A 25,268-nucleotide genomic window follows, 5' to 3' on the forward strand; every position below is an offset into this window, starting at 1 on the left:
TCACCGTGTGCCATACGTTACAATGGCGCCCTGCTGTAGTTGAGTAGGGCTCGGAGAGCCGTGACGGATCAGTTTTTTTGAAAATGGTCTGTTTACGGAATCAGGGTGGTAACGCGAGCACAGTCTCGTCCCTTTACAGGGACGGGGCTTTTTTGTTGCTTTTTTTCAGAGAATGCTACAGAAACTGATGAACAGAGAGGAAGAATGACATTATGAACAGAGTAGATGTCAAAGAAAAGGCACGGTCCCGCGACCTGCGCATCCTGAGCAAATGGAAGCAGGAGGACACGTTCCGCAAAACCATCACGCATCGTGAGGGTAAGCCAAACTTTGTATTTTATGAAGGTCCGCCAACAGCTAATGGTAAACCGCATATTGGTCACATGCTGGGCCGTGTAATTAAGGATTTTGTCGGCCGTTACCAGACGATGAAGGGGTATCGTGTCGTACGTAAGGCGGGTTGGGATACCCATGGGCTACCAGTAGAATTGGGTGTACAGAAGCAACTGGGCATTTCCCATAAGCCTGAAATTGAGGAATACGGCGTTGAAAAGTTTATCAAAAAATGTAAAGCCAGCGTGTTTGAGTATGAGCAGCAATGGCGTGATCTGACCGAAGCTATCGGCTACTGGACAGACCTAGATAATCCATACATTACGCTGGATAATAACTATATCGAGAGTGTGTGGAACATTCTGGCGACGATTCACGAAAAGGGTCTGCTGTATCGCGGTCATCGCGTAAGTCCGTATTGTCCAGATTGTCAAACAACATTGAGTTCTCATGAAGTGGCACAGGGCTACAAAGACGTAAAAGACCTGAGTGCCACGGCCAAATTCAAGCTCCATAACAGTGGTGAATATGTGCTGGCCTGGACGACAACACCTTGGACCTTGCCGAGTCACGTGGCACTTGCCGTCAATCCTGATCTGGAATACGCTCGTGTAAAACAGGAAGACGGTGTATACATCGTTGCCAAAAATCTCGTCGAAGATGTGATTAAAGGTGATCATGAAGTGATTGGCACGCTGCCGGGTTCGGAACTGGTAGGTCAAACGTATACTCCGCCATTTACTTATTTCCAAGTCGAGAAGGGCAATCAGATTCTGGGTGCGAAGTTCGTAACGGACTCCAGCGGTACAGGTATCGTTCATATGGCTCCGGCGCATGGTGAGGATGATTATCGGGTATGTCGTGAAAATGGCGTTGGATTCATCAATGTGGTGGATCTCCAAGGTAACTACGTAGAGGAAATCACTGATTTTGCAGGCCGTTTTGTAAAGGACTGTGATGTGGATATTGTTAAAATGCTGTCGGAAAAAGGCTTGCTGTACAGCAAGGAAAAATACGAGCATAGTTATCCGTTCTGCTGGCGCTGTGATACTCCGCTATTGTACTATGCCATGGATAGCTGGTTTATCAAAACAACTGCCATCAAGGATCAACTGATTGCCAACAATAACGAAGTTGAATGGTATCCGGGTCATATACGCGAAGGACGCTTCGGCAAGTTTTTGGAGGAATTGGTGGACTGGAACATCAGCCGTGATCGCTATTGGGGCACACCGCTGAATATCTGGGTTTGTGAAGAAACCGGAGAGCAGTTCGCTCCGCATAGTATTGCTGAACTACGGGAACGTGCGATTGGTGACGTACCAGCCGACATTGAGCTGCACAAGCCATATGTAGATGAAATCAAGGTTCGCAGTACATGCGGTAAATACGAAATGACCCGTACACCGGAAGTGATCGACGTATGGTTCGACAGCGGCTCCATGCCTTTTGCCCAACATCATTATCCGTTTGAAAATAATGAAACATTCGAGCAGCAATTCCCGGCAGACATGATTTGTGAAGGTATTGACCAGACTCGTGGCTGGTTCTACAGCTTGCTTGCTGTTTCCACCATGCTGACAGGCAAAGCCCCTTATAAAGCAGTTATGGCGACAGGCCACGTACTGGATGAGCAGGGACAGAAAATGTCTAAATCCAAGGGAAATGTTATTGATCCGTGGGAAGTGATTGACGAGTACGGTACAGATGCTTTCCGTTGGGCTTTGTTGTCCGATAGTGCACCGTGGAATAGCAAACGTTTTTCCAAAGGCATTGTAGGGGAAGCCAAATCCAAGCTGGTAGATACGCTCGTAAATACACATGCTTTCCTGACCTTGTATGCAGATATCGACGGGTTTGATCCGGCACAGCATCCGTTCAAGCCATCAGCACACAAGCTGGATCGCTGGATTTTGTCCCGCCTCAACAGCTTGGTTCTGGTGGTGGACAAAGCGCTGGCAGTGAACGACTTCCTGAATTCGTCCAAAGCGATTGAGTCGTTCGTGGATGAACTGAGCAACTGGTATATCCGCCGTTCGCGCGACCGATTCTGGGGCAATGGCCTTACAGAAGATAAATTGGATGCGTACCGCACACTGACTGAGGTGTTGTTGACGACAGCGAAGCTGCTTGCGCCGTTCACACCGATGCTGGCTGAGGATATTTACCTAAACCTGAGCAACGGGGAAAGCGTTCATCTGGATGATTATCCGACTGCCAATGAAGGCCTGATTGATCTGGAGCTGGAACGTGACATGGAGACGGCTCGCCGCGTAGTAGAACTGGCGCGCAATGTCCGTAACGAAACGGGACTGAAAACGCGCCAGCCGTTGTCTGAATTGATTTTGTCCATGGATCAGGATTTTGAGCTGAGTGGTTATGAGGAAATCATCAAGGATGAGATCAATGTGAAACATATTCATGTTGAAACGGACGACAGTGGCTTTGTAGACTTCACACTGAAGCTGAATTTGAAGGTAGCGGGCAAGAAATACGGCAAAAATGTCGGCTTCCTGCAAAACTTTTTCAAAGGAATGTCTGTGGAGGACACTCGTTCGGTTGTAGAAAAAGGAGTGCTGAACTTGGCTTCTCCAGAAGGGGAAGAGTTACAGGTTACAGCCGAGGAATTGCTGGTAGAGAAAAAAGCGAAGGAAGGCTTTGCTTCCGCTTCCGGCTACGGTTTAACGGTAGCGTTGAACACAGACATTACGCCTGAGCTGGAGCAAGAGGGCTGGGTACGTGAGGTTGTTCGTGCGGTGCAGGATTACCGTAAGAAGCTGGATCTGCCGATTGAAAAGTATGTCGCTTTGACGCTGGATGTAGATAGTGAGCTACGTCAGGCGATCGAAAACTTCGATTCGGTGTTGCGTGAGAACGTACTGGTAACGACGGTGACATTTGGTCAAGCCGAGCCTATGGAACGCGTAGAAGTAAACGGCAAAACCATCGGCGTGCATATTGGGGAATAATTACAAGACCCTTGTCCCATAATACAATAACAGGCAGCATATAAAAAAACGAGCCTAAGCATTGGAACGGATGGATGATCTCCGTTACATGCTTCGGCTCGTTTGCTGCGTTCAGGGCAGCATGGGAAAAGGGGGATGGTGCATGACCGCACGATCAAGGCGCAGACAGGGCAGAAGCCGCCAAGGCATAAACGGAGGAAGTACAGGGGCTGTAGTCACAGATCTGGGTACAGCAGGTGATCAGGCTGACCAGCTAAGCCGTGTAGAAAAGCTGGTGCGTTCCGTGTCGCAGCAGCTGGAACGCAGCCGCATTGCTGATTATGCCCTGTTGCTCAACAAGCCTTGGCGATTGCTATGGCTAAACTTAATATCAGGTCTGTCCCGGGGGCTTGGCATCGCGCTTGGATTTACTTTTTTCGCGGCGACCATTATCTATGTGTTGCAAGTGTTGGGAGCGCTGAATTTGCCGATCATCGGTGATTATATTGCTGATATTGTACGGATTGTGCAACGACAACTGCAGCTAAACACCTACTAGTTACTTGTTTACCTGTTTAGGATTTGGTTTAACTATTCGTCTTCGTGCGTATCTGGCTCCAGCAGGCCTTCGCCCTCACCATCATCCAGATAACGCTGATAAATGGAACTGCGGACAACCGATACATTTTTTCCATATATGTCTGTGGCTACAAAACTTTCGTAAGGCTCTACGAAGCCCATATTATCATCGTTGGCCTCAATTTCCATATCGTCGTAGCTATGAATTTCTCCACTTTCAGCCATGGCTGGTGTATTTGATGTACCCCAACTTTCAACGATTTGCCAGGCGTCCTCACCGTCAAAGCCGTTTTGATCTTCACGCTCATCCAGACTTGTTCTGCCGAATGCGGGAGCAAGGAATTCTTCTTCCACCGGGCGTCGGTTGGAGACTTCTGTTTCAGGGCTGTATTCTTTACAGTAAATGGTATAGGGAACAGCTAGCAGACGCTCATAAGGAATCGGTTTGCCGCTAGCTGCACAAATGCCATAGGTTCCTTTATCCATTGCCAGCAAGGCTGATTCGATACGTTCTAATTGAAATTCGTCATGCTCCAACAGGGAAATGTCCTTGGCTCGCTCATACGTTTCGGTAGCCAAATCGCCCGGATGATTATCAATAGGGGAAAGCTCGCCGGTCTGATCGCGTTGGGAATCACCGAGTCCATAATGATCGTTGTCCTGCAAACGATGCTCAATCTCCTTTTTACGTTCCAGCAGTTCGTTACGCAATCCCTGCAATTGTTGCTCCGTCAATGGGGACATGGAATCCTCTCCTTATTCTAGGTTTAACCTGCGCGTGCGCTATGTCGGTTATGCTCCTTGTAGTTTGCACCGGGAAGACCTCTTTTACATAGGAAATTCTGATCAAATGCGCTGGAGTTGATTTCTTTCGTAATCCAGGACCGATAGCTCACGGGATTCGTGGACGATCTGAGAAGGCTTATGCTACAATAAATGGGTTCGACAACGGATATATGTAGATTGGAGTGACGAAGGACTGTGATTTATTTTGGTATTGCGCTAATTATTTTTTTGATTGATCAGGGAGTCAAATATTTGGTGGCTACGCGCATGGAATTGTACGAGCAAATACCCGTCATCGGCAATTTCTTTCTAATCACGTCCCATCGTAACCGGGGAGCCGCTTTTGGGATTTTGGAAGGCCAGCGTTGGCTGTTTATCGTGATTACGATTGTGGTGGTGATCGGTATCATATGGTATTTGCGGAAGACGGTTAAGGCCGGGCAGAAATTGCTTCCAGTTGCATTAAGTTTGGTACTTGGAGGCGCGGTCGGTAACTTTTTGGATCGGGCTATTTCAGGGGAAGTGGTTGATTTTGCTCAATTCAATTTTGGAAGCTATACGTTTCCGATTTTTAATGTGGCAGACTCGGCGATTGTCATCGGTGTAGCACTGATTATTTTGGATACATTGCTGGAATCGCGTCGGAACAAAGATAATGGCAGTGATAGCATTGAAGGGAAGTCATAGCATGAAAGAAGTAAACGAAAACGGCGAAGCCACAGGTCTGTCTTATGAGGACGAACTTGAGGGTGAATCCCTGGAATGGATAGCGGAATCCGGGGATGCCAAAACGCGTATAGACAAATATATCGCCGAAGAAATGAAGGATGTGTCCCGTTCCCAGATTCAGCTGTGGATCGGGAACGGTCGGGTGCTGGTGAACGGGACAGCGATCAAGGCGAATTACAAGCTGGCTGAAGGTGATCGAATATCATTGTCCGTACCTGAGCCGGAGAGTGTAGATATTGTACCGGAAAATATTCCGCTGGATGTTGTTTATGAGGATTCGGACGTCATTGTCATTAACAAGCAACGTGGTCTGGTTGTACATCCTGCACCAGGACACTCTTCGGGAACACTGGTCAACGCGCTCATGTACCACTGTCATGATCTTTCCGGCATTAACGGAGAATTGCGTCCTGGTATCGTCCATCGTATTGATAAGGATACATCAGGACTGCTGATGGCGGCCAAAAATGATCAGGCTCACGCCTCGCTCGCAGCGCAGCTCAAGGACCACAGTGTCACTCGCAAATATATAGCGCTGGTTCATGGCCATCTAAGTCATGATCAGGGAACGGTAGATGCTCCCATCGGGCGTGATTCGGGGGACCGCAAATTGTTCACTGTGACAGAGCGCAACAGCAAGCATGCAGTTACCCATTTTCTCGTGATTGAGCGTTTGGGAGATTACACCTTGCTGGAACTTCAACTGGAAACAGGGCGTACGCATCAAATCCGTGTGCACATGAAATTTATTGGGCACCCGTTGGTCGGTGATCCGATGTATGGACGTAGCAAAGGGATCCATATGGATGGCCAGGCTTTACATGCCGCAGTATTGGGCTTTAAGCATCCCACCACTGGAGAGTACATGGAGTTCAGTAGACCGATTCCTCCCGATATGGAGGATGTATTGACATCCTTACGCAGTAGGTAAACCATCACAAATTGCATTCGTATTCACAAACCTGAATAATGATTAAGCATAACCGCCTATGGGCGGTTATTTTTTTGTTATTGGGCAAGGTGTATGTAAAAACAACTATGGATAATTATACAATAAAGATGTATAATTATTTAAGTGCTTCCGGTGGCTCCGGTTGAACAGGTGTTGACACGTGATTTTCAATCTGTCATACTTCTTGTAGTTGCGATGAACTTTGTCCAAAAGATGGCGTGCCATCTTGCACTATGAGAAGCTGGATAAAGGAAATCCTGAATAGCACCTTTAAATCAGTCCCGTGAGGCTGGCAAGGTAACGTGAATGGATCACTGATCAGTGCATCCGCTGCGGCGGTATGTCTTCAGTGTATCCGAGAGATCGGAGAACGGTGGAAGACTGTTCATACGAGACTCCTTGCCAAACTTGGGCAAGGAGTCTTTTTTGTATCCGAACACGGGACCAGGTCTGAAGGGAACATAACCTGAGGAGGCTGGAAGCATGAGTAATGAAACACATGTACTGATGGATGAAATTGCGATTCGCCGGGCTTTGACACGGATTGCACATGAAATTTTGGAAAAAAACAAAGGCATTGACAATTGTGTGCTGGTAGGCATTCGAACGCGAGGGGTTCATCTGGCGCAGCGTCTCGCTGCAAAAATTGCTGAAATTGAGGGCGCTCCGATTCCATGGGGGGAGCTGGATGTCACAGCTTACCGCGATGACCGGGGGAACAATGCCGAAGCCAAGGGAAATGGAAAAGAGCTTTTGATGAATCCTACTGACGTATCGGTTCATGATAAGAAAGTCATTCTCTTCGACGATGTGCTGTACACAGGCCGTACCATTCGCGCGGCGATGGACGCATTGATGCACTGCGGACGACCGCAAATGATCCAGCTGGCGGTGCTGGCAGATCGCGGACACCGTGAGCTTCCGATTCGTCCGGATTACATCGGCAAGAACATCCCGACCTCCAAATCCGAGGAAATCGTAGTTGCGCTTCAGGAGACGGACGGTAAGGACGAAGTGACGATCAATCAGAACCGGGGGGAACAGGCATGATTACAACAACCAGTCAACTTAGAGAACGTAGCCTGCTCGGATTAAAAGAACTTAGCCGAAATGAAATCGAATCCATTCTGGATCGCGCCCATTATTGGGAATCACAGCCGGAAAAGCTGGTTCCAGTGCTACAATCACGCTTTGCGGCTAACATGTTTTTTGAAAACAGCACCCGCACCCGCTTTTCTTTTGAAATGGCGGAAAAACGCTTAGGCGCTCAGGTTTTGAACTTTTCCGCTGCGGCCTCCAGTGTAGAAAAAGGGGAATCCATCTACGACACGGTACGCACGCTTGAATCGATGGGCATCGACGCAGGAGTCATTCGGCTGAAGCCAGCCGGAGTGCTGCAAGAGCTTGCTGAGAAGGTCAGTGTCCCACTGGTAAATGCTGGTGATGGCAACAACGAGCATCCAACGCAGGCGTTGCTGGATCTGTACACGATGCGCAAGACTTTCGGCGAGCTAAAAGGCTTGCGAGTATCCATCATTGGAGACATTCTGCACAGCCGTGTGGCTCGATCGAATCTGTGGGCCTTGCAAAAATTTGGAGCCCAGGTTAGCTTCTGTGCGCCGGACAATATGCAGGCATCTGATCTTGCGGCGCACGCGCCTTATGTACCGATGCAAGAGGCATTGCAGGCAGACGTAGTTATGATGCTTCGGGTACAGTTGGAACGGCACGCCGAAGGAATGCTGCGCTCAGCGGATGAGTATCGCGAGCAGTACGGCTTGACAGAGCAAAGAGCAGCCAACCTTAAACCCGGAACGATCATTATGCATCCGGCTCCAGTGAACCGGAATGTGGAAATCGACAGTGCAGTCGTGGAAAGCGAACAATCACGGATTTTTCCGCAGATGGCAAACGGGGTTCCAATCCGCATGGCGGTTATGGAACGGGCAATGAAGCTGTAGAAGCTGTCAGCAGGGTCGCGGCATTAGCATTGGTAACGGTTAAAGCAAAGCATAACAAGCAGCGGCAAAAGTTGCAGAAAACCTGAGCGGAGGAACTTTTTACATGAACCAATTAATTATGAACGCAAGCGTATTGAACGAACAGGGCGAAGCTGAACTGAAATCTATTCTGATCGCGGACGGAAAAATCCTAGCAATCGTAAATGCGGACGCTGGAGTTAGTCTAATCGTGGAAGAAGGGACATCTGAGCAGGAGAGCCAAGTCGAAAAAATCGACGCCCAAGGCAAGCTGGTGATTCCCGGTTTGATCGACATGCATGTGCATCTGAGAGAACCTGGCTTTGAATATAAAGAAACGATTGAAACGGGCAGCCGTGCGGCGGTGAAAGGTGGATTTACGACGATTGCCTGCATGCCGAACACACGCCCGGTGACAGACAATGCGGATACGGTTCAGCTGGTACTGAAAAAGGGGCAGGACGCCGGGCTTGCCAAGGTACTTCCTTACGCAGCCATTACGAAAAACGAGCTGGGACGGGAGCTGACGGACTTTGAAGCGCTCAAAGCAGCAGGCGCAATTGGTTTTACTGACGACGGTGTCGGAGTGCAAAGCGCCCAAATGATGAAGGACGCCATGACGCGGGCCAAAGCGCTGGATATGCCGGTTATTGCTCACTGCGAAGATAACACGCTTGTTGAAGGAGCAGCGGTGACAGAAGGCGAATTTGCCAAGCGTCACGGACTTAAAGGCATTCCGAACGAATCCGAAGCGATTCACGTCGGACGGGACATTTTACTATCCGAGGCAACCGGGGCACACTATCATGTATGCCATGTCAGCACAGAGCAGTCTGTGCGGTTGATCCGCCACGCGAAATCTTTTGGCATCAAGGTAACGGCTGAGGTATGTCCACACCATCTGGTATTGTCGGATGAAGACATTCCGGGGCTGGATGCGAATTGGAAAATGAATCCTCCGCTGCGCTCCCCGCGTGATGTGCAGGCCTGCATCGAGGGACTGGAGGACGGTACGATCGACATCATCGTAACCGACCATGCGGCACACAGCGAAGAAGAGAAGGCAAAAGGCTTGGAACTGGCACCTTTCGGTATCGTTGGCTTTGAAACAGCTTTTCCGCTGCTGTACACGAAATTTGTAGCTACCGGACAATGGACGCTGGACTTTCTGGTACGGCGCATGACGACTGACCCGGCGCGTGTCTTCCGCCTCGACACAGGGCGCTTGGAAGAAGGAGCCCCCGCCGACCTGACCATGATTGATCTGGAGCAGGAGCAGGCCGTTGATCCGCAAACATTTGTCAGCAAAGGACGGAACACTCCTTTTACAGGCTGGAAACTTAAAGGCTGGCCAGTGAAAACTTGGGTAGACGGCAGACTGGTATGGTCTGCTGACGAAGTGAAATAAATACAAAACACTAAAATAATAGAACCTTATAGCAGGAAATCATACAGAGGAGTGAGACGGGATGCAGGCAAGATTGTTGCTTCAGGACGGCACGCTGTTTACAGGCACAGCGTTTGGTGCGGACGGTGAAAAAACAGGCGAGGTCGTTTTCAACACAGGGATTACAGGCTACCAAGAGGTACTGACCGATCCCTCTTATTGCGGACAAATCGTAACGATGACTTACCCGCTGATTGGCAATTACGGAATTACTCGGGATGACTTCGAGTCGGTACGGCCTTATGTGCATGGCTTTGCTGTTCGACGTTACGAGCCGGTGCCAAGCAACTGGCGTGCCCAATACAGCGTGGACGATTTGCTGAAGGAATATGGCATCATTGGCATTAGCGACATCGACACCCGCATGCTTACCCGGATTATTCGCCATCACGGCACGATGAAGGGCATTTTGACGACAGGCACTCAGCCTGTGGAAGAACTGAAAGAAATGATGGCTGACCTGACGATTGAAGAACTGCGTAATCAGGTTCCATTGACCTCTACACCTCATCCGTATAGTAGCCCTGGCAACGGGGAGCGGATCGTACTGATTGACTATGGCGCTAAGAGCGGTATCTTGCGCGAGCTGAATAAACGGGATTGTGATGTGGTTGTTGTTCCACATGATACAACGGCAGAGGAAATTCGCCGCTTGGACCCGGACGGAATTCAGTTGTCCAACGGCCCTGGAGATCCCAAAGACGTACCGCATGCCGTACGCACGGTGGCTGAACTGCTAGGGGAATATCCGATCTTCGGAATTTGCCTGGGACACCAGCTGTTTGCCTTAGCTTCGGGAGCGGATACGGAGAAACTGAAATTCGGTCATCGTGGCGGTAACCATCCTGTGAAGGAACTGGAGAGCGGACGCTGCTTCATCACTTCACAAAATCACGGCTACACCGTGAATGAGGGTTCGATCGAAGGAACCGAGCTTGAAGTGACGCATATTAATAACAACGATAAAACGATTGAAGGTCTTAAGCATACCAAGTATCCCGCGTTTTCGGTGCAATATCATCCGGAGGCTGCGCCTGGACCTTACGATAACGGCTACTTGTTTGACCGCTTTCTGGACATGATCCGTGAGCACAAAAGAAATCATCCAAAGCAACCGCGTCAGGCTGCTATCGCCGCCGCAGTGAGAGGAGAGCGCTAATATGCCGAAAAATACAGAACTTAAAAAAATACTCGTAATTGGTTCCGGCCCTATCGTGATTGGTCAGGCTGCTGAATTCGACTATGCTGGTACACAAGCTTGTCAAGCGCTCAAAGAAGAAGGCGTCGAGGTAGTGCTGATCAACAGTAACCCGGCAACCATCATGACGGACACGAACATGGCGGACAAAGTATACATCGAGCCGATTACACTTGATTTTGTAACACAAATTATCCGTCAAGAGCGTCCGGATGGCCTGCTTCCTACACTGGGAGGACAAACAGGACTGAATATGGCGGTGGAGCTGGCTCGTGCCGGAGTACTGGAGCGTGAAAACGTCAAGCTGCTGGGAACACAACTGACTTCGATAGAAAAAGCCGAAGACCGTGACTTGTTCCGCGATTTGATGCGTGAGCTGGAACAGCCTGTACCTGAGAGCGTCATTGTCACAACGTTGGAGGAATCACTGGATTTTGCTAACGAAATCGGTTATCCGATTATCGTCCGTCCGGCTTATACGCTGGGTGGAACAGGCGGCGGGATCTGTGCGAACGAAGAGGAACTGCGTGAGACGGTAAGCTCTGGCTTGCGTTACAGTCCCATTGGACAATGTCTGGTGGAAAAAAGCATCGCAGGCATGAAGGAAGTCGAGTATGAGGTCATGCGTGACGGCAATGATAACTGTATCGTTGTCTGCAACATGGAAAACTTTGATCCAGTCGGCGTACATACTGGCGACAGTATCGTTGTAGCGCCGAGTCAGACGCTGTCAGATCGCGAGTACCAGATGCTGCGCTCTGCTTCCCTGAAAATTATCCGCGCCCTCAACATTGAAGGCGGATGTAATGTGCAGTTTGCACTTGATCCACACAGCTATCAATACTATGTCATTGAAGTAAATCCGCGGGTGAGTCGTTCCTCGGCGCTGGCTTCCAAGGCGACTGGATATCCAATTGCCAAAATGGCTGCCAAAATCGCGCTGGGCTACACGCTGGATGAAATCGTGAACCCGGTAACGGGACAAACGTATGCTTGCTTTGAGCCTACTCTGGATTACATCGTGAGCAAAATACCGCGCTGGCCGTTCGATAAATTCATCTCTGCCAACCGCAAGCTGGGCACGCAAATGAAAGCAACTGGCGAAGTGATGGCTATCGGACGCACGTTCGAAGAGTCCATCCACAAAGCGGTCCGGTCGCTGGAAATCGGTGTACATCGTCTGCATCTTAAGGGAGCCGATCAACTGTCGGATGAGGTGCTCACGGAGCGCCTGATTAAAGCAGATGATGAGCGCTTGTTCCTGGTAGCTGAGGCATTCCGTCGTGGCTGGGAGCAGCAGGGAATTCAGGATTTAACGAAAATTGACTGGTGGTTCCTTGACAAGGTAGAGGGAATCGTCAAGTTTGAAGCTAAAATGGCTAAAGAGTCTGAACTGACCTACGAAACACTTTATCAGGCCAAACGTAATGGCTTTACGGACCGCTCCATCGCCGAGGTTCGCAGTCTGGGCCAACCGGGTGGCAGCATGACAACCGAGCGCGAGGTACGTGAGTTCCGTCTGAGTCACAACCTGCGCCCTGTCTATAAAATGGTAGATACATGCGCAGCCGAGTTTGAAGCTACAACGCCGTACTACTACTCCTCTTATGAGGTGGAAAACGAAGTGATTCCATCCAATAAAGAGAAAGTCATCGTACTCGGCTCCGGGCCGATTCGGATCGGGCAAGGGATTGAATTTGATTACTCCACCGTACATGCGGTATGGGCCATTCAAAAAGCAGGCTACGAAGCAGTAATTATCAATAACAACCCAGAAACGGTATCTACGGACTTTAACACATCCGACCGTCTCTACTTTGAGCCGCTTTTCTTCGAGGACGTTATGAATGTCATCGAGCAGGAAAAACCGATTGGCGTTATCGTCCAGTTCGGCGGTCAAACGGCCATTAATCTTGCAGCTCCTCTTAGTGCGGCAGGCGTGAACATTTTGGGTACGAGTCTGGAAAGTATCGACGAAGCGGAAGATCGGAAAAAGTTTGAGCGGTTGCTGTCACGTCTGGCTATTGCACAGCCTAAAGGCAACACGGTCATCTCGGTAGATGAAGCGGTAGGAACTGCGCAGGCGCTGGGCTACCCGGTGCTGGTGCGTCCATCCTACGTCCTCGGCGGACGGGCGATGGAGATTGTATACTCCGATGCGGAATTGCTGCGCTACATGGAAGAAGCCGTTAAAATCAACCCTGAACACCCGGTGCTGATCGACCGTTACATGCTGGGCAAAGAAGTTGAGGTTGACGCCATCTGTGACGGCGATACGGTACTGGTGCCGGGCATTATGGAGCATGTGGAACGGGCTGGGGTTCACTCAGGTGACTCTATCGCGGTGTATCCGCCGCAGCACTTGTCCGACTTGTTGAAGCAAAAAATCGTGGAAATCACGATCAGCATCGCCAAGGAATTGAAAACGATTGGTCTGGTGAACATCCAGTTCGTCATTCATCAAGATGAGGTGTATGTGATCGAGGTCAACCCGCGTTCCTCGCGGACGGTTCCTTTCCTGAGCAAAGTCACGAATATCCCGATGGCGAATCTGGCGACACAGGCCATTTTGGGCGGCAAGCTCAAGGATGCGGGCTATACAGAAGGGCTATGGCCTGAAAGTAATTATGTCTCGGTCAAGGTTCCGGTATTCTCTTTTGCCAAGCTGCGCCGTGTAGAGCCGACCCTGGGGCCGGAAATGAAATCGACGGGTGAAGTGATGGGACGCGACATTCAGTACGCCAAAGCGCTGTACAAAGGACTCGTGGGTGCTGGTATGAAAATCCCATCTACCGGAGCGATCATCATCACGGTGGCGGATAAGGACAAAGAAGAAGCAGTCGAGTTGATGCAGGGCTTTTACAGACTGGGCTACAAAATTATTGCAACAGGTGGAACGGCGGCTGCGCTGGAGCAGGCTAACATTCCAGTGAAGACGATCAATAAGCTGAGCGAGGGAACCCCGAACATCCTGGATATGATCCGCACAGGTGAAGCCAACTTCGTCTTCAATACGCTGACCAAGGGGAAAACGCCAGAGCGTGACGGATTCCGCATCCGCCGTGAAGCGGTTGAGAACGGGATCGTCTGCATGACCTCGCTGGATACCGTACGCGCTTTGCTGAGAATGCTGGAGACGATTAACTTTACATCCGAATCCATGCCGGTTCTGAGCCACTAACACGATACGAATAGAGGATGAAAATAAGTAGTACAGGAAGGGACATTCATCAGCTTTGGCTGACGGATGTCCTTTATCACGGGCAAATTACCCGAATTGACGTGAAAAGGGGATGCAGGACGGTGAACAAAGCATTTCAGCAGATGGCAGGACGGTTGATGGTCGCGTTAGATTATCCGGATGCGCAGCAGGCGGAGCGGCTCATTCAACAGCTGGAGGGTATTCCCTGTTATATAAAAGTAGGCATGCAGTTGTTTTATAGCGCAGGGCCAGCTTTTGTAGAGCAGCTAAAGTCGAGAGGATACTCCGTATTTCTGGATTTGAAAATGCATGATATTCCCAACACCGTACGGGGAGGTGCGGAGAGCATCACCCGCCTGGGTGTGGATATGTTCAACGTACACGCTGCCGGAGGCAGAAATATGATGGCAGCCGCCAAGGCCGGAGCCGAAGCCGCAGTTTCCGCAGACAGCTCGCTTACCATGCCGCTCATTATAGCTGTTACACAGTTGACCAGTACGGACCAGACAACCATGAATAAGGAGATAGGCATTCCCGGTACAGTACAGGATGTGGTCGTTCGATATGCACAACTGACCCGTGAGGCGGGACTGGACGGAGTAGTGGCATCCCCATTGGAAGTGCCTGCGATCCGTGCTGTATGCGGACCTGACTTCAAAACGATTACCCCCGGTATACGTCCGGCAGGAAGCGCTACAGGCGACCAGTCACGTGTAGTGACACCCGGACAAGCCATCGCCCAAGGCAGTAGCTACATCGTCGTTGGACGGCCCATTACGGCTGCATCAGACCCACGTGCCGCAGCGGAGCACATTATTGAGGAGATGAACCAAGTATGACTACATTAAATAATATACCCGAGCAAATTGCATCACATCTGTTACGTATTCAGGCGGTAGCGCTGCGTCCGCAGCAGCCTTTTACATGGACATCCGGCATTAAATCGCCTATCTACTGTGACAATCGCCTGACCATGTCCTACCCGGAGGTGCGCGAGCTGATCGCTGATTCGTTCGCTGCTGTGATCCGTGAGCAATACCCTGAAACCGAAGTCATTGCAGGCACGGCTACAGCGGGGATTCCTCATGCTGCCTGGGTGGCGCAAAAGCTTAATCTGCCGATGGCATATGTAAGAGACAAAGCCAAAGGACACGGCAAAGAGAACCAAATCGAAGGTCGGATTAGTGAGGGACAAAAGGTTATTGTTATCGAGGATCTCATCTCGACTGGTGGCAGCTCCATCAAAGCAGCGCAGGCTGTAGAGCAAGCAGGTGCCCAGCCGTTAGCTGTACTCGCTATTTTCAGCTACCAGCTTGATAAAGCGACTCAAGCCTTTGCAGAAGCAGGTGTGAAGCTGCAAAGCTTGTCCAATTACACGGCCCTGATGGACGTTGCCTTGCGTGAGGGAACGATTCAGGAGGAAGAACTGGAGCTGCTGCGTTCGTGGCGTCAGGACCCGGCCTCCTTTGGCAAATAAGGCTTAGCATATAAAGTGTAACGGGGCCATTTATTAAAGTGACTCATACTCGCTGCAGATTGTTATGATGCAGGCCGTGTATTTCGAATTCGATCCGGTTACACTAACTTCTACCATCATGTGAAAAGAGGGAGTTTGGATGTATTGGATTTACTACGGCAGACTGTACACGACCAAATTTCAGGCAGGGTGCCTGGCAAAAAGGCTGGAACACGACGGCTGGATGTACGGCTACAACGATCCCCGCGCAGTGGAGGTGTACCGCTCGCGTAAAGGACGTTATGGCGTCCGGTTTATTCCTTAAATTCATAAAAACAAATTAAAAAGTAAAAAATTTTCGCCAAACTATTGACGAAACACAAGAAAATGTTGTATATTAATTAACGCCGCTGTTTTATGTAAATGTAGCGTGAATATACATATTTTTTTGAGGGCCCTTAGCTCAGTTGGTTAGAGCGGTCGGCTCATAACCGATTGGTCGGGGGTTCGAGTCCCTCAGGGCCCATTTCCTCAAAAACCCTTGCCTAGCAAGGGTTTTTTTGTTGTTTATAAAGGTTGAGAAAATGGAGGAAAGTAGCATTTGAAAGGGGCTGATTATAATTTGCGAACGTATTTGCAAACGTGAATTTTTTTTCGTAGTTTATCACCTTTACTAAGTTGTGTGACAAATGGTAAATCTGCAGGTAAGAAATCATATTGGAGTATTGTTTCTTTGCTGACCCAACGTAATTGATCATGGTCTACTAATTGAATTTCACCAGATATCCATGTTGCCCAAAATGCAATTAAATAAGAAATTTATAAAGTTCCACTAATAACGAGATCTGCTTTTTTAAATGGCTTATGAGCTTCTACATAAATGTCTTCTGAAATCATCCAATTATCTTCCCACATCCCACGAGATATATTGATAAAAACAAAAGCCCTCTTAATATGGAGGGCTTTTGTTTTTATAAGTTAAGATAAGTATTGAACTATCGTGTCCCTTTAGTTCAAACTCTGCCCTTTTCATAAAAGTTGTTGTGCAAAGCTTTCTGTCGTTGAAATCATGTCTTACTCCAAGTCACTTTGTAAAATTCTAATCCCCACCGAGTTCAATCGTTTTCGTGGCGACACGGTCATGAAATTCCCGATCATGCTCCACGAATGCAATGGTCGGCGTGTACTCAAGCAGCAGCTCCTCAATTTGCATCCGGGAAATCACGTCGACAAAGTTGAGCGGTTCGTCCCAAATATGCAGATGAGCCTCCTCACATAGGCTTCTCGCGATCAGAACCTTCTTCTTCTGCCCGCCGCTAAACGCCGATATATCCTTCTCAAACTGGATGCGGGCGAAATCTAGCTTACGCAACACGGCCTTAAATAAGCTTTCGTCAATTCTGTGCTCTGCTGCATAATCGGAAAGCGTTCCTCGCAGATGAGAAGTATTCTGGGATACATAGGAAACGCGAAGCTGCGGCTCCCGCTGAAACGTACCTGTATAGTGTAGCGCCTCATCGTTGAGCAGGCGGAGCAAGCTAGACTTACCTGAACCATTTGGACCTGAAATTGCAATCCGATCTCCTGGTTCGATCGTCAGACAAACGTTCTTGCAAACCGCTCTTTCCCCGTAGTAAATCGTGACGTGATCCAGCATCGCCAGTTCCGATTTGGAATACACGAGCTGAGAGATCGCAAGGCTTTCTGACTGTTCGATATTTCGGAGCAGTTTCGATTTTTCCTCTAAAGCAGAGTGTTGCCGCTGTTCGATGGATTTCGAGCGCTTCATCATTTTTGCTGCCTTATGCCCGACGTAACCCTTGTCAAGCTTGGAGCCGGAATTTCGTGTGCCGTTTTTCGTTTTTTCGGTCTCGAAAGACCAGCCGCTAGTACGTTTAGCAGAAGCTGATAAACGCTGTATGTCTTTGTACAGCTTTTCGTTTTGTGCCATTTCGAACGTATCTTGGCGAGTTTTGTTCGTCCACCAGCTGGAGAAGTTGCCTTTTTGGATTTCGATATTCGTTTTGTTGATCGATAGAATATGATCCACGCAGCGGTCGAGAAAAGCCCGGTCGTGTGAAACAAGAATAAAACCGCGCTTCGTATTCAGATAATCGGCGACAAGCTTGCGTGCGTGCAAGTCAAGATGATTAGTCGGCTCGTCGATGAGCAGAAATCGATTGTCTTGGATGAATAGCACGGCCAGCAGTACCTTCGTCTGTTCTCCTTGGGACAGCGATTCGAATGGCCGGTACAACACGTCTTCTGAAACCTTAAGCAGGTTCAGTTCGCGCATCAACTTCCAGCTCTCATAGCTTGGCACGATCTCTTCGACGACGTCTAAGGTCAAATACTCCGGGTGTTCGACGGGAAACGGAAAATAATCAAAGGCGACTGGTGTGGAGATCGTACCGCTGTATTCGTACTTCCCCTGAAGCAGGTTTAAGAACGTCGTTTTCCCCCGACCGTTTCGCCCCGTAAAGCCCAACTTCCAGTCTGTATCAATTTGAAAATGAACATTTTCGAATATGGGGTCATAGCTGCCTGGATAGGAAAAAGTAAGATTGGTCACCTGAATGGCGGGCATGGCAATCATCCTTTCGTTTGGAAATAAAAAAGAGCCGCAAGAAAGGTGCTATCTTGCGGCTCTAATCCATACGAGGAAATACGGCCCCATTCCAAGGGGCCGTATGACTGTCCGGAGAGGGAGCGCAAACGAAACGCAGACCTTTCTTGCAGAGATGAAATAAAACGACCACAGCCGATCGCTGAGTCCGTTCTTTTCGTGATCTCAAAGCAAGAAAGTTCTACATGTATCCGTTCAACTCCCGTCATCAAATTACATTCAGTTTATCACAATAGTAATTTAACTACAACCTGCGTAGTCCCGTTTTAGGCTGATGCCTCGCGTAGGTCGACCATGCTCCTTAGATTGATTACTGTTATTCAACTATCTTGCTCGTTCGTATTAGGTTAATAACATATGGGTTTTTAAAATCCGTAGCGTTATAGCAACAGAACTAATTTAAGATATAAGTATGAAAGCCTCTGATAAATCAGGGGCTTATTTTACGTTTTGAGGAGGTGACGAAACCCGTGGCAAAGATAAAATCCACATTGGATATACAACTGGATCTGACCAGACCGGTTGAAGAATTGACTGAGGTTATTTCTGCTGCTATTGCTTCACAGCCAACGCCGGAAAGAAATACTTGAAGGTTTGGATATGGCCGTAGGAATTCAATAACTTGGCTTATATTGGAAAGTTGGGTTATTGAGCTTTCATTACATAATGTTTATTTCGATGGATCAATATGAACCCTATATATGACGGATTGTAATATGAAGTGCGACACCTGCTGGAAATAAATAAAAAGGACCCATGGCCGGATTCGTGTAGAATGAAAGTTCCTACACCCACATTCACACAAGGAGAATCCACCATGAGCTACACACATCTTAGCATAATCGAACGAAGCAAGCTAGAAATCCTGCATCAGCAGGGGAAAAGTTCAAGAGACATCGCTGAGGAGCTGGATCGACATCATGCGACCATTTGCCGAGAAATCCGTCGGAATGCTGAGCTAGCGTCCTACAATGCACAGCGCTCCCAACATGCTTACGAGCAGCGCCGTAGAGCCTCTGTACTCAAGGCAAATGGGCAGAGGAACAAGCGGTAGAGCTCGAAGAGAAGTTGCATGCGACTTGGTCACCTGAGCAAATCGTGGAGCGTTTTAGAACAGAAGGCCAGCCCGCGGTGTGCTGCAAAACCATCTATCGCTGGCTCTATGCAGGCCGCCTGGCCAGCGGACGTGAAGGTGCTACGGCACAAAGGAAAACGGCAGCAGCCCGCTGAAAAACGAGGGAAGTTTGCCGTGGGTAAGTCGATTTCCGAACGCCCCAAGGAGGTGCGTTCCCGGGACACCTTTGGACACTGGGAGCTAGATACGGTGGTGTCTGGTCGTGGGAAAAGCAAAGGCTGCGTGGCGACCTTCATTGAACGGAAAACTCGTCTGTACACCGCGATTCAAATGCCTGATCGCACGGCATTGTCGATGGAGATTGCCTTTGGCGTAGGGGCTTCTCAGTACCCTGCTGGGGCGTTTCAAACCGCAACTACAGATCGAGGCAAAGAATTCGCCTGTTATGCAAACCTGGAAACCACACATGACGTGCAGATCTACTTTGCTGACCCATACTCTTCCTGGCAAAGAGGGTCGAATGAGAATGCGAACGGCTTGCTTCGAGAGTTCTTTCCCAAAGGTACGGACTTTGCCCAAGTATCCGATGTGGCATTGGAGCGTTCGCTTGATTTAATCAACCATCGCCCCCAAAATGTCTGGGGTGGAAAACCGCTCACGAATCTTTCACACAGGAACTGTCGCACTTGGCTTGACAATCCGTCATATAAAAAAGAGTCTTGTTAGGAATGAATGTTCCTCTTTGTGATTTGTACATAATCCATCAAAGTGGAGTTTACATTGGGGAAAAAGCTAGAGGGCAACGGTCTATTTGAAAGCTCCAAATTAATATCCCCAGAGCACAAAGAGGTGTATTTAAGGTTAATGAAAGAACAACAGAGACGAGGGAAGCCTATATTGGACGAACAGGAGATGGAGCAGATCGAGTAGGCGTTCATTGTTTCATATAACGAGCAAAAACAAAATATTTTTGGAGGCCCTGGGACATTCTAAAGGTTTTTGTCATAAATAAGTAGAATTTGGAAAACTACTGTGGTATATTTATCCTACAACTAAATACCTAAAAAGGAGTTTTAAGAAGAAGAGGCAATATACGATCACAACTTCTGGTGTCGTGTTCAAAGAGGCGTTGTTATTTCGTTGTTTTACGAAGTTTGTATTACAGATGGGTACAAAACCGAACGATTCAGGGAGAGCGCCAAAAACAAAGGAAGAAGCTATTCCAGTGCATTTTGTGAATTTTCTAGATTCACTCGGCCTTTATGGGAAAACCCGTCGTGAGACGAAGCAGCAGATTTCCGAATATATTACCTGCTTTTATAATGGAAAACGAATCGACTCATCGCTGGGTTACGTATCTCCAAATCAATACGAACATTTGTAACGGAAATCCGCTTGGAATTCTTACTTCTGGTGTCCATTATATTAATAGTAGTACAAAAAAGAACTTGCAAAATTCACCTTTTAAAAAGCAATTTCTCAAGGACTTTAAACAGTGAAATGGCTGTTTGCAAGTCGACCATATTAATACAAATATTAAAAATTAAAGTATATTAGGTTTTAAAAATTCAGATTGAGAAAGTGTGTCGAAAATCGTCTGAGATCAAGTTACTTTTAAAAAATTATTCCTATACAATCTCGTAGTAATATTTTTTTACCAATAAATCCTCATTAGAAAAGAAAGGTGACCAAATGGAAAAAAAATTACCTTCAACTCAACGCGAGTTATCAATACGTAGTGAAACTATTCAGAGACTTTATAATTTTTATCAAAATGAGCTATTTATTGTGAATCGAAGATACCAGAGGAAATTAATATGGACTGTTGATGAAAAGAAAAAGTTTATTGATTCGATAATTAAAGGATATCCAGTTCCCTTGTTACTTCTTGCAGACTCAGTTCACGATCATGTATCTGTTTTTGAAATTATTGATGGTATGCAAAGACTTAACGCAACAATGTCTTTTATTGAAGGGGAATTTACTTATGAAAATAAGTATTTTGATCTTGAGACAATGGTAGAATCAAACTCATTGCTAGATAAAGGAATTTTGGAACAAAAAGAGCCAGTTCTTGAAAGAGAAATATGTGAGGCCTTTGCAAGTTACGTATTACCGTTATCTGTATATTCGTTTAACGATGAAAGAAAAGTTGATGAGATATTTATTAGAATTAATAGCTACGGTAAACATTTGTCTAGACAAGAATTGAGATCTGCTGGAACTCTTGGGATATTTAATGATTTAGTAAGAAGATTAGCAGCTGAAATAAGAACGGACGTTTCATCAGGAAATATCCTTAACTTGAATAAAATGAAGGAAATAAGTATTACTAGTACTGGTTTGGAGTATGGAATACCTGTTGAAGATATTTTTTGGGTAAAAAACAATGTTCTTACTAAAGAAATGGTAAGAGAGGCTCGGGACGAGGAACTTATCTCTGATATTTTGGCTGCTATGGCCTTCTCTGAAATTCCCCCCTCCAGTTCTGTGATCTCTGATCAATATTATGGATTAAAAGAAAGTGATAGATCATTTGAATTAGAATTACAACTTAAAAAGTACGGTACTGATAATTTAGAACGGCAATTTATAAATATTTATGATGAAATAAGAGCCGTTCTTAGTATAAGTGCAAACAACTTTAGAGAGTTGGTCTTCGGTGATCCTGCTCAAAGATTGCCAAGATATTTTCAAGTGATTTTTTTATCTTTCCATAAATTGTTGATAAAAGAAAATAAACAAATAATTAGTTATACTGAATTGGAAAAAAAACTAGATGGTATTGCTTCGCATATAAAAATACCAGAAGGTGGAAATTGGAGCGCATCAAATAAAAATGATAATATAAATGCAATTTCTGGAATCTTAGAAGTTTGTTTTAAGGATCGTACTACAACTAATCCGACAAGTCATAAATGGATTACTGAATTTGAATCATTGCTTATGCAATCTAAAACTGAACAAACACTATATGATTTTAAACAGGGATTTACCAAGCTAGATGGTTCGAAAGCTTTTGATGAATCTAATTTTTCGAAAATCATAAAAACCCTCACGTCGATGGCTAATAACGGACCTCGTGCTGTTGGTTATATATGCGTAGGTGTCTCTGATAATAGTGCTGATTCTCAAAGAGTAAAAGAGATATATGGTATTGAGCCTGTGAACTATAGAGGATTTAATATAACGGGAATTGGACACGAAGCTAAAGTTCTAAAAAAAGACTTAGACTCTTTCTATAGATGGATTATTCAGGAAATAAAGAAACAACCTATCACAGAAGAAGCTAAGGATATAATAATGCGTAATGTTAGGGTTATTGATTATTTTAACAAAGATATTGTTATTTTTTCTGTACAATCTGGTCAGACCGCTATGATATATAATAGTAAATATTATACAAGGCACGGAGCAAACGTTGATGAAGTGCAACCTATTGATTATCCAAGTTTTTTTAATAGATTTAATCGCTTATAAGATTAAAATATAAGTTTTACGCTGGTAGCCAGATCGACGAAATCACCGATCTTATTTTAATTACTCAGATAAACAGAATAAGGTATGAAAGATTGGTTTTTCAACTAGAATTGTCTCGATCGATTTTTGATCAGGGGGATGGCTATCTCTAGTTCTTTATTGTTTGATTTACAAAAGCTAGATAATCTTAAACTTATGATGTTTTCGTAAAATTCGGGAGACGTCTATTTATGTTCCGCCAACTGAGATGAATTTCTAACATGGAATTAAAAGATGATTTTATGGAGTTAATATTGTCTTAGTGTACACGGCTAGGCTGAACTAATGAAAAACAAAGCAACATGGTGCATTAATATATTAGAATATACTATATAATCTAGAAAACTGGAATTATATAAAGATGCAAGGATAATGCAAGATAATTACTGCCTATATGAAGAGAGTAGGAGAGTTTGATTTAGAATTAAATATCCAAAAAAAGCACTGCCAGAATAAACGGCGGTGCCTTTTTGATGATCATTTAGTTGCTTAAAGCGCCTAAGAAACTCATCAGCAAGTCATCATTTTCATGCTAATTGTTAACTTCACGTTCCGAAGTCACTCTTATTACATACTTAGGACACCTTAATGGTGTATACCATTCTTAATTTACCGGTACCGCCGTAGATTTCAACTCTTCCATTTGTTGCAGAATAGGTTTGTAGCAAGCCAGAAGTGGAGACTGTTACATTTCCACTTGCCACTTTATAAGTATCTCCTGGGTAATTAGACAACGCATAGGAGTAATTTCTCGGCAGCTTAGCAGTTCTGTAGTATACGCCGTTAACTTCTACAATGGGTGTAATTTCGGGAGAAGGACCCACACCCAGAAGGCGGAAGTTGCTGGTTTGAACATGACTATATGTATTACTTTCTGATGCAGATGCGCTAGGGACGATAATACTGCCAAGAAGTCCCAATGACAATGCCGTTGTTAATAACATTTTTTTGGTATTCATATAAATTCCTCCTAATGCATTATTTGAGCGCCTAAAATATACCATGTTAATTTATCGATTTCATTACATTCGACAAACTTTGTCAAAATAATACAATCAAATCATACTAAAGACCTATGAAATTATAAAAAATTTAAAACATATAAAATATGCTAAGAAGAATTCACACAAAGGAAGAGAAAGAGCTAGGTGGGGATTTCTTCTGTAGTTGCTATGGATTTAACTCTATATAAAAAGTTCCTCCGAGAAAACTCGAAGGAACTTTATCATTAGTTCTTTTGAATTGTAGATACAGTCAACATAATGGCGAGGGTTGTACCGCCGCCCACATTCTGAAAAGAATAAGATAATGAGGGTACTCCTCTTAGAGTAACACGATCACCGTCAAGAATGTCTCCGGTAGATCCCATATATATGCCGATGATGGAGTTTCCATTGTCATCCATAATATGCACATTAGCAATGGTTCCAATGTCTGTTTCCTCTTCTTGTACCTGAACTACCTGTCCACTTACCTTCACCATTTTATTCAAATAAGGTGTAATGTTTTTAAACAGATGGCGTGTTGTAATTTTTGAATCCACAGCAGCTTTAGCGGCATTTTTTGTTGCAGGTGTTACAGCCGGGAACAGCTCATGATGCTCGACAATGTATTGATAAGTTTTTTCATCAAGGCTTTCATTTTCAACCAGATTAGGAATGATATTAGACATGGCATCCGCTGTTTTCGTATTTTGTGTTACCGAAGAAGCAGGGGCGTTTGCTTGAGAAACAGCATCTATTTTCAGAGAGTTTACCATCTGATCGACCGTTTCTTTACCAATGCTATAATATGAATCTTTGGAAAGAGACAAGGACACAGTGTAAAGCTTTTGATTCTGTGGAACAATGTATTGTGTCAGCACCACAGCTACTCCAGATTGGGGCTGAGTGTACTCAACTTCCAAAATTCCTGCGGTATTATTAAAATTTGGACTACTTTCATATCCCTTGGTTTTAAAATCTTTCATGTTGGTGGTATCTTGTTTGTAATATGCAACTGCAGAGTCCGCTGCTACTTTGGCCGTTGTAACCCCGTCCTGAACAGTAATGTTGATATTGTCGGCAAACTGAACCTTGGGGGCTGGATCAACAAAAGAAGCTTTAATAGTAGGTTGGTTGTAATTGCTGACATCATATTCGTTCCAGGTTGAAGGATAATCGAATGAAACCCCCTCCCCGTTATAGGTTTTAAATTGAAGAGAGTCGGCTGCTGTAGTTACTACGGGAGTACTTGTTTCCTTTGATTCGGCAGTACTGGTGGTAGCGACATCTGAATTTGAATTTCCTTGACCACACGCAGATAACGCTAATGAAAGTAAAAGAATAGGCAAAAATTTTTTGGACATATGTAGTGTAACCTCTTTGTGTGCCCCATCGGTTGGGGGATTTGCTTATTTCATCTCGTATAACAATATTATCGGTTTAATTGCTGGATTAT

General features: G+C 46.2%; 18 protein-coding genes, 1 tRNA gene, 2 pseudogenes and 1 other annotated feature (1 of these 22 cut by a window edge). Of the genes and pseudogenes, 17 read left to right on the forward strand and 4 right to left on the reverse strand.

Translation table 11 applies throughout. From position 1 onward, the window contains the following. Positions 1–136: a binding site (T-box leader), on the forward strand; it begins 151 nt to the left of the window's first position. A 76-nt stretch (positions 137–212) separates the two neighbouring features. Further along, positions 213–3,302, forward strand: coding sequence for an isoleucine--tRNA ligase (ileS, locus tag ACWXW9_RS07635; protein ID WP_494928907.1), 3,090 nt, complete (start codon positions 213–215; stop codon positions 3,300–3,302). A gap of 142 nt (positions 3,303–3,444) precedes the next feature. Then, on the forward strand, positions 3,445–3,840 hold the full coding sequence (locus ACWXW9_RS07640; RefSeq protein WP_494928908.1) for a DUF5665 domain-containing protein: 396 nt from the start codon (positions 3,445–3,447) through the stop codon (positions 3,838–3,840). Between the two features lie 32 nt (positions 3,841–3,872). On the opposite strand, the gene ACWXW9_RS07645 is transcribed toward ACWXW9_RS07640, so the two are convergent. Continuing rightward, on the reverse strand, positions 3,873–4,604 hold the full coding sequence (locus tag ACWXW9_RS07645; protein ID WP_494928909.1) for a TraR/DksA C4-type zinc finger protein: 732 nt from the start codon (positions 4,602–4,604) through the stop codon (positions 3,873–3,875). Between the two features lie 237 nt (positions 4,605–4,841). Between ACWXW9_RS07645 and lspA the strand changes: the two genes are divergently transcribed. The 11 genes from lspA (at position 4,842) to ACWXW9_RS07700 (ending at position 16,135) form a co-directional block, all read left to right on the forward strand. Beyond that, positions 4,842–5,333 (forward strand): signal peptidase II, encoded by a 492-nt coding sequence (gene lspA / locus ACWXW9_RS07650; RefSeq protein WP_149093331.1) that lies wholly within the window; start codon positions 4,842–4,844, stop codon positions 5,331–5,333. A gap of 1 nt (position 5,334) precedes the next feature. Beyond that, positions 5,335–6,306, forward strand: a complete 972-nt coding sequence (locus ACWXW9_RS07655; protein ID WP_494928910.1) for an RluA family pseudouridine synthase — start codon at positions 5,335–5,337, stop codon at positions 6,304–6,306. A gap of 504 nt (positions 6,307–6,810) precedes the next feature. Then, a complete protein-coding gene (gene pyrR, locus ACWXW9_RS07660) occupies positions 6,811–7,377 on the forward strand; it encodes a bifunctional pyr operon transcriptional regulator/uracil phosphoribosyltransferase PyrR (protein WP_192511859.1) in 567 nt (188 codons plus the stop codon). Next, entirely contained in the window at positions 7,374–8,288 is a 915-nt protein-coding gene (locus ACWXW9_RS07665; RefSeq protein WP_025684627.1) for an aspartate carbamoyltransferase catalytic subunit, read from the forward strand. The genes pyrR and ACWXW9_RS07665 overlap by 4 nt, the downstream gene beginning before the upstream one ends. A 103-nt stretch (positions 8,289–8,391) precedes the next feature. Further along, a complete protein-coding gene (pyrC, locus tag ACWXW9_RS07670) occupies positions 8,392–9,714 on the forward strand; it encodes a dihydroorotase (protein ID WP_494928911.1) in 1,323 nt (440 codons plus the stop codon). 61 nt (positions 9,715–9,775) lie between these two features. Continuing rightward, positions 9,776–10,912, forward strand: a complete 1,137-nt coding sequence (locus ACWXW9_RS07675; protein ID WP_044648411.1) for a carbamoyl phosphate synthase small subunit — start codon at positions 9,776–9,778, stop codon at positions 10,910–10,912. Position 10,913: 1 nt separating this feature from the next. After that, positions 10,914–14,132, forward strand: coding sequence for a carbamoyl-phosphate synthase large subunit (carB, locus tag ACWXW9_RS07680; protein ID WP_494928912.1), 3,219 nt, complete (start codon positions 10,914–10,916; stop codon positions 14,130–14,132). Positions 14,133–14,254: 122 nt separating this feature from the next. Continuing rightward, complete coding sequence (pyrF, locus tag ACWXW9_RS07685; RefSeq protein WP_494928913.1) at positions 14,255–14,992, forward strand: orotidine-5'-phosphate decarboxylase; 738 nt, start codon at positions 14,255–14,257, stop codon at positions 14,990–14,992. Beyond that, the gene (pyrE, locus tag ACWXW9_RS07690) at positions 14,989–15,630 is read left to right on the forward strand and encodes an orotate phosphoribosyltransferase (RefSeq protein ID WP_044648414.1); all 642 of its coding nucleotides are present in this window, start codon (positions 14,989–14,991) and stop codon (positions 15,628–15,630) included. The genes pyrF and pyrE overlap by 4 nt, the downstream gene beginning before the upstream one ends. A 139-nt stretch (positions 15,631–15,769) precedes the next feature. After that, on the forward strand, positions 15,770–15,934 hold the full coding sequence (locus tag ACWXW9_RS07695; protein ID WP_014282411.1) for a hypothetical protein: 165 nt from the start codon (positions 15,770–15,772) through the stop codon (positions 15,932–15,934). A gap of 127 nt (positions 15,935–16,061) precedes the next feature. Beyond that, positions 16,062–16,135, forward strand: a tRNA-Ile gene (locus ACWXW9_RS07700). Between the two features lie 573 nt (positions 16,136–16,708). Here the strand turns inward: ACWXW9_RS07700 and abc-f are convergent. Then, on the reverse strand, positions 16,709–18,196 hold the full coding sequence (abc-f, locus tag ACWXW9_RS07705; protein WP_494928914.1) for a ribosomal protection-like ABC-F family protein: 1,488 nt from the start codon (positions 18,194–18,196) through the stop codon (positions 16,709–16,711). Positions 18,197–19,052: 856 nt separating this feature from the next. On the opposite strand from abc-f, the pseudogene ACWXW9_RS07710 reads away from it, so the two are divergent. The 4 genes and pseudogenes from ACWXW9_RS07710 (at position 19,053) to ACWXW9_RS07725 (ending at position 22,790) form a co-directional block, all read left to right on the forward strand. After that, positions 19,053–20,005, forward strand: a pseudogene (locus ACWXW9_RS07710) (IS30 family transposase). A gap of 85 nt (positions 20,006–20,090) precedes the next feature. Next, positions 20,091–20,237 (forward strand): annotated as a pseudogene (locus ACWXW9_RS07715) (YolD-like family protein); the annotation flags it as partial. 187 nt (positions 20,238–20,424) lie between these two features. Further along, a complete protein-coding gene (locus tag ACWXW9_RS07720) occupies positions 20,425–20,694 on the forward strand; it encodes an IS3 family transposase (protein WP_494928915.1) in 270 nt (89 codons plus the stop codon). Between the two features lie 308 nt (positions 20,695–21,002). Continuing rightward, positions 21,003–22,790, forward strand: a complete 1,788-nt coding sequence (locus ACWXW9_RS07725) for a GmrSD restriction endonuclease domain-containing protein (RefSeq protein WP_494928916.1) — start codon at positions 21,003–21,005, stop codon at positions 22,788–22,790. Positions 22,791–23,404: 614 nt separating this feature from the next. Here the strand turns inward: ACWXW9_RS07725 and ACWXW9_RS07730 are convergent. Together ACWXW9_RS07730 and ACWXW9_RS07735 are read right to left on the reverse strand one after the other, a co-directional pair. Next, positions 23,405–23,788, reverse strand: a complete 384-nt coding sequence (locus ACWXW9_RS07730; protein WP_494928917.1) for a hypothetical protein — start codon at positions 23,786–23,788, stop codon at positions 23,405–23,407. Positions 23,789–24,057: 269 nt separating this feature from the next. Further along, on the reverse strand, positions 24,058–25,176 hold the full coding sequence (locus ACWXW9_RS07735; protein ID WP_494928918.1) for a hypothetical protein: 1,119 nt from the start codon (positions 25,174–25,176) through the stop codon (positions 24,058–24,060). Between the last annotated feature and the right edge of the window lie 92 nt (positions 25,177–25,268).

Source organism: Paenibacillus sp. LT-B23 (assembly GCF_059417685.1).